This is a genomic window from Pseudomonas sp. SWRI179 (assembly GCF_014268705.1).
Lineage (GTDB): Bacteria > Pseudomonadota > Gammaproteobacteria > Pseudomonadales > Pseudomonadaceae > Aquipseudomonas > Aquipseudomonas zanjanensis.
On record NZ_JABWRA010000053.1, the window covers coordinates 1 to 18082 of the forward strand.

An 18082-nucleotide genomic window follows, 5' to 3' on the forward strand; every position below is an offset into this window, starting at 1 on the left:
TGTGTTCGCAACTATCACCGTAGACCAAGGCCAGCCTTTTTTCATTTTTTGCAGGCGTATCAGCTAGTTAGCCGTTAAGTAAGTGCCATTCAAATCTGTCCCCTTTTTTTTCAAGATGCTGACGATTGCGTTGCGCGATGGGTGTGATGTGATGGATGTGATTGGGAGACGGTTGCGGGCGCAAGCTGGTGAGTAACGAAAACGGGCGTCCTTTGGGTCGCCCGTTTTTCACATACGCGGAGAGCAAAATGATTGAGACCTTTACAGAATTTGACCCCGCAGAATATCTCAGCACACCAGAGGCCATTGCGGAGTTTATGAGAGATGCCCAGGAAACCGGCGACACAAGATATATAGCTAAAACGATGGAAATAGTCGTACGCGCCAATGGGATGACCGAGCTGGGTCAGGAGACTGACCTCCGCGAACAGCTCTAAGCCTTCAGGAAAAGATGTTAGGCGCTGCGGGGGCCCCGGCATTGATCAAAAAACTGTCGACGAGACTTGGTCTTTCTGCCCCTCTTTGGAGATATCAAATATTTTTTGGTTGCACACCGCAAAATTCTGCAGGTGGAACTCAACCAAATATGTCTTATTGGGTTGTGCAAGGAAGCTGAGAGACAGCGGGCCACATTTCTCCAACCGATAACTGATTCCGCGATCGTTGCGCCAATTGGCTTCTCCCTCGACCTCAGTCAATTGATTTGCAGGCACTAAAATTTCACGAGTCGGCCTAGCGCCATGGACTCCCCTGGCGAGACCTTTGTATATCCCCCTAAAAAGCGCAGGCATCTGTTGCCCCATGGCGTCGTTATACACAACACCTACTGCAAGCAAATTACCGGGTTTGCCAATCTTGAAACTCACCGGTGATTCGATGCTAACCACTTTAAAAATAACTTTTGAATTTTGCTCATTCGCCATTAGCACAACGGTTTTTTTCTACCGGACCAGTAGGAAGCTCCTTATTATGCGAAGAGCAGCCAGCGAGCGAAGCAGATACAAAAACAGCTAATAAAACCAAAGATACATGCATAAAAAACCTGACCTTAACAAACTTTAAGAGATCACGCCTTTTTCACGCCACCAAAAAAGTACAAAAAAAGCATCTATGGCTATTCTCTAACCAAATTCTCAGAAAGAGATCACAGTGATTCGAAAAACTCAGCTACAATCCTTATAAGGAGTCGCATGCCCCTAAGGGACCCTTTATTCATTAAAATTTTTAAGAGTCTCTATCAAACAAAAAGATTCTTTTAACAGCTCGGCATCGCTAGTTATCTGGATGGCTTTATATAATGCCCCGACAATTTGGTGGAGCAAATATGAGTTCTCCTTAAAAAAACTTATATCCAAGCTCGCAATAGCAGAAATAAGCTCACCATCATAGCGCTCGCCCGCCAGAACATCATTATTTAGCAACTCTACAGCCACAGGTAATATTTCACAAACGAACAAGCTCTGTCTTAACGAACGACAGATGTCTCCCACCCCTAATTTAGCCAGAGGAGTATCACGCACTGAGAGGTACCACTCTGTTAGCGCGGATGGGTTTTCCTCTGACAACCAACCAACAGTTTCCTTTCTTTCCAGCTCACGAAAGTTCATATACCCACACCATTTAAAGCCGATTCAACACGACGAATAGTTTCTAAAGCCCTTTGACGTGCGGCTTGTGCAGCCGGATCATTCACACCTTTCAAAGTATCTGCATGATTCCGTAGCCCCCGCAGTATATCGTTCATTTCTTTCAAGTGATCCCAATAACCACCACCTGGCTTCGAAACAGGATCTCCAGCCATGTCCTTCAAGGTACCGATAATGTCGCTTTCCTTAAAGTTAACGAGAATGTTATCAATCTTATTTATCGCTCTTTGCTGCCCCTGGCTCAAATTAAGTACGATGTGCCCGGTTCCGTCTGAAACGCCTCCCTTGCCTGCAACCGACAGTACCCTTTCGCCCCCCTTTATGCCAAGAGATTGGACACCACCCAGCACGGCATCAATCAAAAACTCAGAAACCACAACATAAGGTTCGCCGTTCAAAATACTATCGGCATCCGATTTGGCCTTCTCATGCACCTCCCTCATGAATTCTGAGGTCCGGTCGGTAAGCGTAGCCGCCAAATCAATCGCAGCTTTCTCCTTCAGCTTCTCAGCTTCCTCTCCAAACGCCTGATCAATCACCGCATTCGCTGCCAAGCTGACAGTGAGTTTCAAGGGTCCCATGATCGCTTGGATAGACAGCGAAATAGCCTGCATCTCCTCTACTGGAAGTTTGCCGGCAACCTTCAACGCTTCTACGAGTGGATTGAGCATGGCCTCGCCCATATTGCGCGGAAGGGTATCAATTCCTATCTCCTCGAGATCCATCGCACCCGGTTTCGAATCAGACGGCGTGTTAACAGAGCCATTTTTCTCATCGTTTAGAACGTGGAGCTGTCCATCGTAGGAAGCCGCTAGAGCAGCAAAATCACCTAGTGCTTTCAGCACATTCTCATCGAGTGCCCCGAGCGTTTTGGGGTCAACACCCGCACGAACGAGGTTCTTGGTAATCGCAAGGGCACGCTCCTCGTCAAATGCCTTACGAACGTTTGCCGGTATATCACCGCTATCCACATGTTGAGCCTGGATATCGTTCCATGTGTCGGTAACCGCCGTTAAGACCTGCTTGAGCTGCTCCTTCTGAGTATTGGGAAAGTTGACGACGTGCTCAGTCCAGCTTTCAACGGTAGCAATCGGGTGCAATACCGCATCAATAGACGTATTACTCACATACAATTCCGTGCGATGTTCCTCATCCCGAGTCACTTCGTACGCCTTACTCACATCCCGATTGAGCCCCGCAGTTGAGGCCGTACCCGTGACACTGTCGTTACGCACAACAATTTCACCCGTCCCCACCGTGGCGCGGAGAATTTGCTCACGATCCTTGTTGTAGTTGTAACCCTCAAGCGCCCAGCTATTTTTCTCCTTTCCTTCCATGCCCTTGTTCGGTTTGTCGGCTTGCGCTCCACCACCAGTGTTGTAGCTACCGCTGACATTCAGGTAGTAACCGTGCTCATTGTCTTTGCCGGTGATATCGCGGAAACCCAATGTATCGGTATCGAGCTTCAAGTTGCCATTATCAGCAGCCACTACCGCCCCATCCAGCTGCGTATGGTCCTGCGTACGGATGTCGACTTTGTTCTTGCCGCTGATGACTGTCTGGTTCTCGACCCAATTGGTTTTGCCATTGGTCTGGCCGTAACCCACCGAGCCGCTGACGGTTACTCCGTAACTTACGGCGACCGTAAGGCTCGCATCGAACTCTTTACCCTCGGCTTTGCCTGTATTCGGCACCGAGGTTACGGTGAGGTTACGACCCACATCACCGATCACCTCATCCCCGCGTAACGTGGCACCAGCAACGGTAGTGTCACGCCCGCTCTCAAAGTTCAGCTGGTTGCCGGCGTAGAGGTACGCCTCTTGCTGCTGGATCCCTTCTCGCTCCAGATTTCCAAGGCCGACATTAACGCTGCCATACACACCAACACCGTCTTGTCCCAGTATGAGGCCGCCTTCAGCTCCCCAACTGCGGCGGCTGCTTTCACTGCTAGAGGCGTTTTGCGCCGACAGGACCTTCAGGTCGTTGCCAGCCTTGAGCTTGATATCCCGCTCGGCATTCGCCTCGGTGCCGATCAGGGTCAGGTCGTTTTTGGCGTTCAGATTGATGTCATTACCGGCGTTGAGCTGTGTCGTCGTTGAAGTTCCCTGTGTTGACTCGTCTTTGCCGCCGGCGTTGCTTACCCCGACACCCAGTTTGAAACCGCCAGTGGTCCCGCCCTTCACACCGCCTTTGCTTTGGGTTTGACGGCTATCCGTGCTTTCAGCTCCGTGAGCCACATCAAGCGTGATGTTGCGTCCACTGACGTTGATGTCACGTCCGGAGTCGAACCGACTGCCAGCTACATTCACGTCGTTACCGGCCTCAAGGCTGATATCGTTACCGGCCGAAAGACTTGAAGGGCGATTAGTCAGTGATGTTTGGGTCTGACTCTCGCTCGTACTTGAGCCACCAATGTGCCCGTCAAATTTGGGTCCGCTAAAGAATTGATCCAGCGCATCGACAGTTTTCAACAGGCTCGACGTTTTGCTGACACCGTCTTCACCCTTACCCGAATCGCCCAACGTATCCATGGTCTTGCCGAAGTTGTAAGCAACGGTGGTCGTGGTGCCGTTACGTTTTACACTTTCGGTGGTGGTGACTTGATTACGCTCGTTGACGGCAAGGATGTTAATGTCATGAGCCGCTTTCAACTTGATGTCGTTATCGGCCTGTAGGTCAGACCCCAATTGATTGATGTTGTGTCCGGCATCAATCCGTACATCATGCCCTGCTTCGACAAGGCTACCTGCCGCCGTATTGCCGTTAGCATCACGCCCTTTCTTTATCGTTTCATTGCCCACGAACGTGGTGAAGCCGTTGTTATCGACATCCTGCTTGATGCCGTAGCTTTTATCGGTTTTCCAGCTATTGCTCCTGTGTTGATTGGTACCGGCGAGTATGTTCACGTCACGGCCGGCATCAAGCGTCGCATTCCGATCAGCGCTGACGCCACTGCCGACGATGTTGATATCCCGAGCAGCGTCCAGTATGGCATCGTTCCCCGCCGTGATCTGACTGCCGACGCTGGTGTTGCTGACCACTTCGCGGCCCTTTTTATGGGATGCACTCAGGGTAATGTCGGCCCCTGCCCCAGGCGTGCCGGCAAATAGACCGACCGTGTCCTTGAAAGACAGGCCCACCTTTTTCTTGTATTCCTCGACCCGGCTGTAAGCTTGATCATCCGCAGCGGTGAGACTGATGTCGCCAGTCTTATCGACCAAGCCCGCGTGCAGCTCTGCATTGCTTTTCGCCGTGATTTCACTTGCTTGCATACCAATGTCATGGCCGGCAATAACCACCACATCGTTATCAGCGCTCAATTCGCTGCCAACTTGAGTCACGTGAGTCTGCAACTGACTTTTGCCGCTTTTGGACAGCCCGAACAAACCTGTTTTGGTCTTTTTGCTGTAGGCCCCGCTTTCTTCAGTACCGGAAACTACCGCCACGTCTTCGGTGGCGCCAACGACCAAGTCATTGCCGGCCTTCAGCTCGCTACCGATAACCGTGACATTTCGCCCGCCATTCAGACTGACATTGCCATCTCCGTCGACGGATGTGTTAACGGTCAGATCCCGTCCCGCCTCGATGACAGAGGCGACATTGGTACTGCTGTAACTTTGTTTCTCCGTTGTTTTGCTCCGACCGAACGAACCTTTTTTCTTCTTATAGTAGTAAGAAGAACTTTCATCTTGTGCGGAGGCAATGATGACGTCTTGATCAGCGTCGAGACTGATGTCTTCTTCGGCCTTGATTCGGCTGGCGATAACGCCCAAGTCATTGCCCGCGTAGAGCGCAATATCGCGGCCAGCATTGAGCGAGGAAGCTTGCTGTGTGACGCTGTGTTTTTCCTCTTTGCGTCTTTTGCTGCGGGAAACAAAATCGCTCGTATCGGCGGCCGACGTGATAAGGAGATCGAAGCCCGCGCCCATCTCAATATCGCGTTTGGCATCCAGCCGACTGGCAATGGCTGTCACATCACGCTCTGCGCTAATCGAGAGATCCCGTCCAGATGTAACTTCCGCGCCATGCTGCTTGATGGTTTGGTTGAGGAAGTTGTTGCCTCGCGAAACCGTACTGCGGTCCTGAATGGATGTGATATTCACGTCACGACCGGCAGTGAACTCCAGATCACGTCCGCTTTGAATAACACCCCCAATGTTGTTGATGTCTCGACCGGTATCGATTTGCAGGTCATTCGCTGCCTCGATTCTGGAAGCGTTATCAAGATAATCGCGATGAGTTGAGTTGTTGCCGAACCGGGTATCGATACCCGTCACATCACGTTGATTGATCACATCCCCGTGGGTGGTGGTCAGGCTCACGTCACGACCGGCAATGATGCCGCCCGATTTGTTGACAAGGTTGTTACCGGCCAGAAGATCAAGTCGACCGCCCGCTTCGATCAGCCCAGCGTTGGTGAGATCGCTGCCCGCTTTAGCGGAAAGTTTATCAGTGGCACGCAATGTACCCGCGTTAGCTAGAGCCTGCCCTGCGATCAGATTGACGTCACCGCCTTGGATCAACGCACCATTAGGTGCCAGACGATTATTGGCCTGGGCCATATACAACACCGGCACCAGCACCTTTTCGCCATTCACTTCGTGCTCTTCGAGCCAGACGATGTCGTGGGTCAGGGCGGCGACTTGTTGGGCGGTGAGGGTGACACCTACCGACAGGTTGAGGGCGTCTTTGCTGGCGATGGCGTTGTTCATCAGGTAGGTGAACATCGCCTCGTCGGAGGTCTGGCCGTCGATGAAGCGTTGGCCGGTACGGGCGACGACGGCCTGTTGGATGAGTCGTTGTTCGAACAGGCCGTCACCCAACCGCTTGGCGCTGGTGTCCGCGTCGTAGCCGAGTTTCGTCAGCAGATAATCCGAGCTGGTGAATGACTTGAGGTTGGTAAGGACCGGGTTGGTTTCGATCAGGTATTTTTGCGGTTTGGAAGCCACGGTTGTGCTGGGTAGCCCCGTGACCCGCGCCACCGTTTGACCGGTGACAGGCACTGGCGCGCTTACCGAGGCGTCGGTTGGGCGACTGACGCCAATTGGCGGCGTGCCCGAAGTGTCCAGCGCAATGTCGGCGCCACGGGTGATGGTGCCATCGAGGCTATGCCCTGGCAGTTGCGGCGTGCCTGTGGATGAGTCCGTTGGGGCGGTGACCTGAATGGCGGACGCGCCGGCGGTGACGCCGCCGCTGTCACGGGTCAACAACTGCACCTGTCGTTCGGCGGCGGAAACCTGGGTGACATCGGCGATCTCGATGTCGCGCACATTGGTGATCGGCGCGGCGGTGGATCGATTCGATGCGCTCACGCTGGCGCCGCCGATTGTCCAGTTCTGCGACACGACCGGGGTCTGGGAGGCTGACGCGTCGCTGGCGCCCTGCCCACTCAGCCGGAACAGGCCGTTTTGCCCGGTGGGGAGGCTGAAGCCGGGGAGTGTCAGGGGGTTTATTTGTTGTTGGGCCAAGTCCGGTGGGAGTTGGCTGTTCAGGGTCACGACCGTGGTTTTGCCTGATCCTGCGGCGGCGGTTGTGGTGTTGCGGGACGACGTTGTGATGCCGGTGGAGAATGGGCGCTCCACACCGTTGGTGATTTTGTTTGTTGCGGTAATGGAGACGTTGCCGCCGGCTTGGATGATGGCTGGGGCAAAACTGTCGGATGCGGTAGAAGTAAAAACCTCCTGTTTAAATGGAACAAGTCTTTTTATAAAATCTGGCAACTCGGTCCGAACACCCGAAGAATACTTAGACTCATTAAAAACTACTACTTTTGTTCCTCCACCGCTATAGCTATCAACCATATTAACCACAGGACCAACAATCTGATAATATTCCCTATCTACAGGTTTGTTAGTGGTCATAAAATTACGCGACAGAACAAAACTTTCATTCCCCGCAGCATTCCAAAAACGAATATCATTATTATAGCCAGAATCATTGTATAAGTTATAATCCACAACCCTCTGCAGCTCTTCCCCATTCTGGATATTATTATAATTTATGTATTGATAACTCGTATAATCCCCCAGAGCCGTGCCGGAATTTTCAAAATTATCGACGACTATAGAAATATCACCTGCAGCTGCAGTAGTTGAGTTTGAATTAAGAAATGACGCACCATTGACAGTTAGATTTCTCCCAGCACTCAATGAGGCCGCCCCTGCGGTAGAGTCCCCGGATACCAAGACACGGTACTGCTGTTTATAGACCAGGTAGTAGGGTATCTGTTCGTATCCATATTGAGGAAGCGAATCACAACTATTGCAACGAAAGCCCAACGCCGACGAATACAACTCCGCCTCAGTCGTAAAATCCCCCCGCTTATTAATAATCGAATCCGCATTAATGGAAAAATCCCGCCCACTCTCCATGGTGCCCGAATCATTCTCCATCAACGCCGACCGTCCCCCCAAGTCATTGCGCGCTACATCAATGTCCTCTAGGGCATAAACATCCGACTTACGGTTGGTAAAGTTCCCCACCCGCAGCTTCATGTCTTCGCCGCTGAACAAGAACCCACCTTGATCGTTCAGCAAGGTCGAAGCCGTCAGTTTCAATCCATCCGCACCGGCAACCGTCCCATAGTTATTAATGGTGCTCGCAGTGATATTCAGTGCACTCGCCGATGTCAGCCGCCCGTAATTGTTCAGGCTACCCAGGCCACCGCGCCCACCGATCGTCGTGGTCCCGCCACCGGTGATACTGGCCACGCTACTCAAGTCGATCGCAGCGGCGTCTACCGTCATGTCGCCCAGGCTGGTGACCCGGCCATTGCCGCTATACCGCCCGGTCAACTGCAAGCCCAAGCCACCATCACTGGCGATCAACCCATTGTTGACCCAATTCCCACCCTTGCCTTCCAGTTGCGTCGAAGCCAGCAGTTGCCCAGTCTCGGTCTGGGTGAAGTTGTTGACGTCGACCGTCAGCCGTCCGGCCTGGATGGCGCTGGTGTTGGTCCAGGTGTCGGCTTTGAGCGTCAGGCCGCCACGGGTGACGATGTCGCCGCCGGCGCCAGTGACGTTGGCCAGGGAGATATCGAAGGTGCCGTCGCCCAGATGCAGCAATTGGCCGCCGCTGTTGAGGAAGCTGTTGGCGGACAGGGTCAGGTGAGTGTTGGCACTTTCCAGCTTGCCGTTGCGGTTGTCGAAGAGGCTGCCGATCTGGAAGTCGGTTTTGCCCGCGCCCCCAAGGGCTCGCAGTTGGCCGGTCTGGTTATCGACGCTCGCAGCGCTGACCGCCAAGGAGCTGTCGCTTTCCAGAATGCCGCCACGGTTGGTCAGGGCACCGTCCAGATCCAAATGGATGGCGTTGCCGGCGATCTGTCCGGCGGTGTTGTCCACGCTGGCACCGGTGCCGGCGACCTTGATCAGCCCAGAGGCATAAAGACCGCCGTTGCGGTTGTTGAAGTTGGCGGTGTCGATGACGACATCGCCATTCTGCGCGGCGATCCGACCACCGTTGTTGTTCAGCCCGACCAAGGCGCGCAGGTCCAAGCCTTGGCCTTGGATCACGCCCCCCTTGTTGTTCACATCGAAGCCGTTGCGCAGCACGCCCACGGTTCTCGCCTCAAGGGCGCCCTTGAGGCTGGCGAGGATGCCACCACGGTTGTCGATATTCGCCGAGGTCACGTTGACATCGCCGGTTTGGGCGATGAGCTTGCCGCCCTGGTTATCCAGATTGCCGTCCAGTTCAAGCTTGAGGCCAGTCTGGCCTTGCATCTCACCCTGGCCATTGGCAAGGCTCGCGGCATCGAGTGCAACATCGGCCGTCTGGCTGTAGATCAGGCCGTTGCTATGGTTCTGCACGGCTCCGGAGGCAGTGATCTCTAGCGCATTTTTCGCGGCGACGGTGCCGGTATTGCTGTTGTCCAGGCCATCGGTGGACAAGGTCAACGAACCTTGGCTGGCGATCTGGCCGCCCTGGTTGCTGATCTGTGTGGCGCGTTCGACCCGCAATGGGCCAACACTGGCGACTTTGCCATTGGTGTTGCTCAGCGCACCCAGCAGGCCCAGGGTCACGGCAGCGTTACCGACTAGTCTGCCGCCGCTGTTGTCCAAGGTGGTGCCGGTGAATTTCAAGGCCTTTTGCGCGTTGACGGTACCGCTGGCGTTGCCCAGGGTCATGGCGTTCATGACCAGGAGGGCGCCGCTGTCGATCAGGCCGCCTTGGGCGTTGTTGAGCAGACCGTCAGTGACCGTCAGGGTCTGGTCGCCGCCGCTGGAAAGAATCCCGCCGCTGCTATTGTCCAGGCTGGCGGCGCTGACGGTGAGTTTTTGCTGACCGACCAGTGCACCGGCGCCGCTGTTGAGCAGTGCCCCGCTGAGGGTGACGCCGACGTCGCCATTGCGGCTGGAGAGCGTGCCGTTGTTGCGGTTGTCGAGGCTGGTACCCCTGACGTCCAGCCCCTGCCAGCCAGAGATCAGGCCGTTCTGGTTGATCAGGCTGGTGGCGTTGAGGCTAAGCAGGTTGCTGCTGATCAGCTTGCCGCCCGTGTTATCGAGCGTACGTCCGGCCAGGGTGAAGCTCTGGCTGCTGGACACTTCACCGCCCTGGTTATTCAGGTCGCGCAGGCCGTTGAGGGTCAGCGGACCTTTGGCGGTGATCAGGCCATTGCGATTGTTCAGGTCATGGCCGCCCAGGTTCAGCGTCATGGCCTGTTCGCCCATCAGGCGACCGCCGTTTTGCGTCAGCGCCGCCAAGGTCAGGTTGATGTCGCCCTTGGCCGATACTTCGCCGCCATTGCTGGAGTCCAGCGCATTGGCGGTGAGCGTGAGATCGTCCTGGGCATTGATCAGGCCATTGGCGCTGTTGTTCAGGGCCATGGCATTGAGGACCAAAGCACCGCCCGCCAGCACACTGCCGCCCTGGTTGTTCAGGTCACCGCTGTTGAGCGTGAGCAATTGCGCGGCGCTGACCAGGCCTTGGGCTTGGTTATCCAGTTGCTGATCGACCGTCAGGACGAGATTGCCACGGCTGGTGAGCGTGCCGCTGTTGTTGTTCAGGCTTTGAGCGTGGGCATCGACGCTGGCCGCGCCGATCATGCCTTTGACGTTGTTCAGCGCCTGGGCGATGCGCAGGGTCAGGCCCTGGTTGCTGAGCAGCCGGCCGCCATCGTTGTTGATGTTTTTAGCCGCCAGGGTGAGGGCCAGGGCACTGGAGATTTCACCGCCCTGGTTGTTCACACCGTTGAGGTTTTTCAGCAGCAACGCGCCGGGGGCGTTGATCAAGCCGCTCTGGTTATTGAGCTGGCCGTTGTTCATGTCCAGGCTCAGCGAGGTGTTGCTGAACAGTTGGCCGCCCTGTTGATCAAGGCCGGAAACCGATGCGGTCAACGCGCCTTGGCTGCCGATGCGACCGCCCTCCTGGTTGGTGACCTGGGCGGCCGTGAGGTTCAGCGTGCTGCCACTGTTGAGCCGCCCCTGCTGGCTGTTGTCGAACGCACCGGTGGTGACGTTTACCGCGCCTTTAGCGCTGATGTTGCCCTGCCGGCGATTGTCCAGTGCTGCGCTGGTGAGCAGCAACGCGCCATCGGTGACCAGTTCGCCGCCCTGGTTATCGAGACGCCCCAGGCTGTGCACGGTCAAATCCGCCGCACTGGACAGACTGCCGCCGGTGTTGGTGAGGTTGGCGGCGCTGACATGCAGCGTGCCTTCGCTGCTGAGTTGGCCTTGGGTGTTGAGCAGATCGCGGCTCAGGTTGATGCGCTGGTTCTGCTGGCTGATCAGGTAACCGCCGCTGTTATCCAGGGACCCGCCATCGAGGCTTAACTGAGTCTTGGCGCTGAGCAGGCCTTTGGTGCGGTTGAGCAATTTATCCACGGTCAGTTTCAGCGCCTGCCCGGCGAATACCTGGCCACCGTCGCTGTTGTCGAGGTTCTGGCTGACCAGCGTGACATCGGCGCTGCCGGACAGCTCACCGCCACGGTTATCAAGATCGTCGACATTGAGATCCAGCGCTTTTGTCGCGCCGATCAAACCGGCCTGACGGTTGTCGAGACTGGCGGCCTTCAGTGTCAGGGCGTCGGTGCTGATCAGTGTGCCCTGACGGTTATCCAACGTGCTGACAGTGGCGTTGAATCCGGTCTTGCCGGCGATGCTGCCGGCACGGTTATCCAGGCGATCAGCGACCAGCAACAACGCACCGTCGGCCAGCAACGAGCCACGCTGGTTGTCGAACACGGTATCGACATTCAAGTCGAGGCGGCCACGACTGCTGACCAGGCCATCGCTGTTGTCCAGGCTGGCGCTGCGGCTGTCCAGGGACGCTGCCGAGATGACGCCGCGGGCGTTGTTGAGCACCTGGGCGGTTCTGAGCATCAGGCCTTGGCTGCTCAGCAATTTACCGCCGCTGTTGTCGAGGTTTTGCGTGGTCAGGGTGAAGGCTTGCTGGCTGGAGATTTCCCCGTCCTGGTTATTGACGTCCTTGAGGTTGCTCAACAACAACGCACCCGAGGCGTTGATCAGGCCGCCCTGGTTGTTCAACTGACCGTGGTTCAGGTCCAGGCTCAGGCGGGTGTTGCTGAACAGTTCGCCTTGCTGCTGATCCAGCCCGGTGACTGACGCGGTCAGGGCTTGGCTGCTGGCAATACGGCCTGAGGCATTGTTTACCTGCGTGGCGTTGAGCGTGAGCGTAGTGCCCGAGGTCAGGCGCCCGCCCTGGCTGTTGTCGAGGGCACCGGTGGTGACTTGGGTCGCGGCTTTGCCCGAGATCAGGCCCTTTTGGCTGTTGTCGAGGCTGGCGCTTTCGAGGATCAGCGCGGCGTCGGTGCTGATGGCCCCGCCCTGGTTGATCAACCCGCCACCACTGACAATCGACAACACGCCGGCGCTGCTCAGGCTGCCGGCGGTGTTATCGAGGCGGCCCACGTCGACGCTCAATTCCCCTTCGCTGCTGATCAGCCCTTCGTTGTTCAACAGTGCGTTATCGAGGGTGATCACCAGGCCGTTGAGGCTGTCGAGCACGCCTTCGCTATTGTCCAGCGTGGTGCCGCTGAGGGTCATTTGACCTTGGGCGTGGATGAGTCCTTTGCTCTGGTTGATCAGCTCAGCGACCTTCAACTCCAGATCAGTGCCGGCGATGAGTTTGCCGCCCTCGCTGTTGTCCAGTCGCTGGCCGCCCGCCTTCATGCCAAGCCCCGCGGACAGCTCGCCCGCGCGGTTATCGATCTGCCTGACCTGCAAATCCAGCGCTTTTGTGGTGCCGATCAAACCACCGTTGCGGTTATCGAGAATCTTGCCGGTCAGGCTCAAATTGCCTTGGGCTACCAGCGCACCGCCCTGTTGCTGCAGGGTATCGATAATGGCGGTGAGGTCGGTTTGGCTGGAGATACGACCGAGGCCGTTCTGCACTTCAGCGGCCTTCAAGGTCAGCACACCAACGCTGGTCAGCAGCCCGGCGCTGTTGTTCAGACGCGAGCCTTCGAAGGTGACGCTGCTCTTGCCCGCGATGACGCCGTTATCACGGTTATCCAGTTGATTGACCGTCAGTTGCAGCGCCTTGTCGGCACGGATGCTCCCGCCACGGTTGTCGACCGAGTCGCTGCGCAAGGTCAGCAAGTCGTTGCCCGCCAGGCGACCACTGCGGTTATCGAGGCTGCCGGTTTGCAGGTCGATCGCGCCTTTGGCAAGCACTTGGCCTTGGTCCTGATTGTCCACCAGACCGCTGATGCGCGCGGTCAGGCTGCCGTCGCTGATCAATTGGCCGCCGTTGCTGTTGTCCAGGCTGGCCGCCTTGATGTCCACGGCCTTACCCGAACCGAGCACGCCGTTGCGATTGTCCAGCGCGCCGCCAAGGTCAATGCTCAAGGCGCTGTCGCCCAGTACCTGGCCGTTGCGGTTATCCAAGGCCATCGCGTTGAGCCGGGTCAGGCCCGCGCTGGAGATTTCGCCATCGAGGTTGGTCAACGTGCCGTCGACGTTTACCGTCAGGTCTGCATCGCTGCCCAGGCTGCCGCCGCTGTTGTCCAGGCTGGCTGCACGCGCTTCAAGGCCGTTGGCTGAGATCAGGCCTTTGGCGTTATTCAACGCCTGGGCAATGACCAGATCGAGACGCTGCTGGCTGACGATCGAACCGGCGCGATTGTCTAGGCTCGTGGCATTCAGGCTGAACGCCTTGTCGCTGGAGATCTCGCCATCGCGGTTGTTCACCGCCGCCAGGTTTTTCAACAACAGGCTGCCCGGGGTGTTGATCAGCCCGCCCTGGTTATTCAACTGCCCATGGTTGAGGTCGAGGGATAGGCGGGTGTTGCTGAACAACTGGCCGTTCTGTTGATCGAGGCCGGTGACACTGGCATCCAGGGCTTTGGCACTGGCGATGCGGCCGTTGGCGTTATTCACTTGGCCAGCCTTCAATAGCAGCGTGTCACTGCTGATCACGTTGCCGCCGACGTTGCTCAGGGCTCCCTTGCTGTCGAGGCTCAACGCACCGATGCTGGAAATCTGGCCACCGTCGTTATTTATCTCGGCGGCTTTGAGGCTGGCGGTGGTGTCGCTTTTCACACTGCCCTGGGCGTTGAGCAGTGCCCCGCCCAAGTTTAGATTCAGGCCTTGCTGGGCATAAAGCGATCCCTGGCGGTTGTCCAGTCGTTGCGCGTCGATCGCCAAGGCTGCGCGAGTGGAGATCAATCCCTTGGTCTGGTTGGTCAAGCGTTCGAGGGTCAGGCGCAGGTCGCCATAGGCAATCAGCTTGCCGCTATCGCTGTTGTCCAGTTCGGTGCCGACCAGGGCCAGGACGCCCTGGCTCGACACTTCGCCGCCACGGTTATCCAGCGTGCCGACGTTGAGGCTGGCCGCCTGGGCGGCAGTGACGACGCCACCCTGGCGGTTATCCAGATTCGCCGCGTTGAGGGTCAACAGGCCAGCCGATGACAATAGCCCGGCCTGATTGAGCAACTGTGCCGAAATACTGGCGGTGATCGCTCCGTCGCTGAGCAATCGACCCGCCGTATTGTCCATTGACGCCGCCGTCAACTGAGCGCGTTTGCTGGCGGAGAGCCGCCCGTTCCGGTTGTTCACTTGGCCGCTGGCGTTGATGTCAAGCATCTGCCCCGCCGCCACCAGACCTGCCACGTTATCCAGCGAGGCGACGCGCAACGTGATGTTGCTCAGGCTGTTGAGTTCGCCGCTGCTGTTGTTCAACTGCCCGACGTTGGCTGTCTGGTTGCCGTTGCTGCTGACCACGCCTTGGGCGTTGAGCAACTTATCGGCAGTGATGTTCAGCGCGGTGCCGCTCAGCACCCTGCCCTTGTTTTGGTTGTCCAGGCTCCCGGCTTTGACCGTGGCCGTTTGGCCGGCACTCAAGGTCCCGCCTTGGTTGCTCAGGGTCTGCCCAACATTGGCCGTGAGGTTCCGGCTGGCAACGATGCTCTTGCCGTCGTTACTCAGGCTCTGCGCCGTAAGGTTTACATCTCCCGTCGCATTGCGCGTAGCGTCGGCATTGACCCCGGCTTCGATGATGCCGTTGTTGGTCAACTGCCCACCCGCATTCAGCGTGATGCTGTTCCGCGCCGCGAGGGTTTGCTGGTTGCTCAAGTTGCCTTGTGTCTGGGCGTTCAGCGTAGTGCCGGCATAGACCGCACCCCGAGCATCGAGGCTGGCAGCCTTGACGTTGACGGCGCCGCTGGCCGAGGTCTCGGCCAGGCTCAGGCGACCGTTGGCGTCGAGCTGGATATCGCCGCCGCTGGCGATCAGTTTGCCGTCCAGCTTCACGCCGACGCCCGCCTCGGTGCCCACCAGCTTGATCGCGCCGGCGTACATGCCCCCCAAGGCCGAGGAGTCGATGGCCAGTTGCGGTTTAGCGCTGCCGTCATCGGCGCGGGCGGTGGCGTCGAGGGTATTGGCGGTGACGTCGTTGCGTCCGGCCACAATCGTCAGGTTCTTGGCCTGGATTTCGGCGTTGATCTTGGCGCTGCGGGTGATGATTTCGAAGCGATCAACGTTGTTGGCGTTGAGGCCCGCTCCTTCGATGGCGACGCTGCCCTGGTCCACCTGATAACGATCCAGCCGACCGTTTTCCACCACCGGTTTACCGGTACTCAAGGTCACTTTCGGGCTGTTGATAAAACCGCAACCATTGCAGGTGATGCCATAGGGGTTGGCGACGATGACATGGGCCGACTGTCCCGCCACTTCGGTGTAGCCACGCAACTGGCTGGGGTTGCCGCCGTTGACCTCGTTGAGGATGGTCGTGGCGGCCGTACCGTTGAGGTTCGGGTTGCCGATAATGATCCCGCCCAGTTGCGTGGACTGCGTGCGGGCGGTGGCGTTGTTGAGGATCACGCCGTTGCTGCCGACGTTGTAATCGCTGAACTGGTTGTGAGACAGGCCGCTGCCGTTGGGCTTGGCGATGTTGACGATGGGCACGCCGTTGCCCGCCCGATCCAGGCCAGTGCCCGGCGCACTGACGATGATGCCGTCGGCCTGGGCCCACATCGGTTGCCAAAACATGACGTTGGCCAACAGGAACGCCAGGCCGCGCTTGGGCATGCCCCAGAACTGCTCGCGGGGTTGCAGGGCAGCGGAAGGTTGGCGGGCCAGGAAGGCGTGTTGACGGTCGTCCATGTTCAGGTCTCGTTGCAGCGGAATTAGAGAAGTACATCCACGCGGAAGTAGATCGGCGCTTCGCGCTCGGTCAGGGCATCCGGGCGTTCCAGGGAATGGGCGAAGGTGACGCTGGCGTTCAGGTGCTCACCGCGGGCAAACAACTCCAGCGAGTTGCTCGACATGCGCCCGTGCTGGTCGCCGTTGTAGCGATCGCCACGGATCACACCCTGGTCGTAACCGAGGCTGGTGCCGTACTCACCAAACACCGGACGCAGCCATTCCAGCGTCACCGGACGGCTCCAACGTAGGTCGTTGCGCCAATAACCGCCGCTGTCGCCGGACAGCGACTGATCCTTATAGCCACGGATCGATGACTGGCCGCCCAGGCTCATGCGCTGCGGGCTGAACAGCACGTCTTCGCTGCGCTGGCCGGTCATCAGGCTGCTGAAGCTGAAGGACTCGCCCCACACCTGGAACGGTTGCAGGTAGCTGGCGGTGGCGGTGTATTTGCGGTAGCGGGCATCGGCCTGGCCGGGACCCGGATCGTTGTCGTCCTGGGCATCGAAGGCGCCGATCCCCTCTTGCATGCCCAAGTCGAGGTTGACGAAAGCATTGCCAACCCGCCGGCCATGGTTGATGCCGAACTGCGCTTCGCTGAGCCGATTACTGCTCACCGCCAGCTTGCTGTCTTCGATGAAGTTGTTGGTGCGCAGGTACGCCAGGCCCGTATTGAGGGAGGTCTTGCTCAGGGCGTCGCGGTGGATCACCCGCTCGACCCGCAACTGATGGTTCTGGCTGTCGCCTGTCTGCTTGAAGTTGAAACCGTTGGCCGGGATCTGCGAGCGGTATTCGCTCTGGCTGTAGGTGTAACTGACGTTCCACCAGCCCCAGGGCAGGTTGTAATAGAGCATGGCGTTGTTGGAGGTGTGCTGGTGGTCGGTCATCGCGTCATGACCACCGCGCAACATCAACTGGTCGGCCAGGCCCAGCGGGCTGTCCCATTCGAAACTGCTGCCCCACTGCTGCTCGCCGGTGCTGCGCTGGCCATCGTTGCTACGCGACAGGCCGGCGCGCCAAGGCTTTTTCGGTTCATTGGTGACCCGCACTTCACTGCCACCGACGTTCTGCCCTGGCGTCAATTCCATTTTTGCCTGGTTCGACGGCAGGCGATTGAGCTGATCGACCATCTGCTCGATCTCCCGCAGGTTGACCAACTCGCCGGTCGCACCGGGAAAAGCCATCGCCAACTCACGGTCCGATAGCTGGCTGGTCTCGGCCCCCTTGAGGCCTTCGAGCCGCCCTTCCACCACCAACACGCTCAGATGCCCGCCGGACAGATCCTGCTGCGGCAGATAGGCGCGGCTGGTGACCAAGCCCTTTTCGATGTAATGGTCAGTGATGACTTTGAGCAGTTCGTTAAGCTGCGGCACGCCCAGGCATTGGCCGATGTAGGGCTTGAGCAATTGCTCGCGCTCGCCAACGGAAAGGCTGTCGGCGCCCTTGAGTTCGATGGTCTTGATGGGGAAGCAACGGGTATCGGCAGGTGCGCTCGGCTGGGTCGGCTTCGCCTCCTGGCCGGGCAGGTCCTTGAGTTCCTCCAGGCGACGGCGCTGCTCTTCGAGCAAGCGATTCTGGCGCTCACGGATCAGGTCCGTGTCGCCAGGCGTGGGGGCGGCGTGAGCCAGGGTGAGTGGAGAAAGGCACAGCAAAGCCAGGCACAACCTCGCCCAAAAGGCGGGTGAGGACATGTTCGATCCCTCGAGTGGAAAGTGACATCAAAATAGTGGCGCGATATTAATGAGCCATCATTTTGACGTCAACTAAATGGGTTTGGCTTTGAGGCTATTCCTAGAACCATTCATCTGAATCAGAGGGTTCCGGTATGGGGGTACGAAA

Annotated in this window: 4 protein-coding genes and 1 pseudogene; 1 reads left to right on the forward strand and 4 read right to left on the reverse strand. The window is 57.5% G+C overall.

Annotation, left to right across the window (positions count from 1 at the left end; translation table 11 throughout):
* Window positions 1-248 precede the first annotated feature (248 nt).
* Window positions 249-434 (forward strand): annotated as a pseudogene (locus HU767_RS23885) (transcriptional regulator); the annotation flags it as partial.
* Between the two features lie 48 nt (window positions 435-482).
* Here HU767_RS23885 and HU767_RS23890 read toward each other — a convergent pair.
* The 4 genes from HU767_RS23890 to HU767_RS23905 form a co-directional block, all read right to left on the reverse strand.
* Window positions 483-866 carry a hypothetical protein gene (locus HU767_RS23890; protein ID WP_186730621.1) on the reverse strand — a complete coding sequence of 128 codons (384 nt, stop codon included), beginning with the start codon at window positions 864-866 and terminating at the stop codon, window positions 483-485.
* 342 nt (window positions 867-1208) lie between these two features.
* On the reverse strand, window positions 1209-1607 hold the full coding sequence (locus tag HU767_RS23895) for a contact-dependent growth inhibition system immunity protein (RefSeq protein ID WP_186730622.1): 399 nt from the start codon (window positions 1605-1607) through the stop codon (window positions 1209-1211).
* Entirely contained in the window at window positions 1604-16204 is a 14601-nt protein-coding gene (locus HU767_RS23900) for a hemagglutinin repeat-containing protein (protein WP_186730623.1), read from the reverse strand. Before HU767_RS23900 ends, HU767_RS23895 begins: the two co-directional genes overlap by 4 nt.
* 23 nt (window positions 16205-16227) lie before the next feature.
* On the reverse strand, window positions 16228-17934 hold the full coding sequence (locus HU767_RS23905) for a ShlB/FhaC/HecB family hemolysin secretion/activation protein (protein WP_186730624.1): 1707 nt from the start codon (window positions 17932-17934) through the stop codon (window positions 16228-16230).
* Between the last annotated feature and the right edge of the window lie 148 nt (window positions 17935-18082).

What these genes read in the sequence shown, in the direction of transcription:
- HU767_RS23900 (WP_186730623.1), bottom strand. Translation starts at nt 16,204, where the DNA reads ATGGACGACCGTCAACACGCCTTCCTGGCCCGCCAACCTTCCGCTGCC.
- HU767_RS23895 (WP_186730622.1), bottom strand. Translation starts at nt 1,607, where the DNA reads ATGAACTTTCGTGAGCTGGAAAGAAAGGAAACTGTTGGTTGGTTGTCA.
- HU767_RS23905 (WP_186730624.1), bottom strand. Translation starts at nt 17,934, where the DNA reads ATGTCCTCACCCGCCTTTTGGGCGAGGTTGTGCCTGGCTTTGCTGTGC.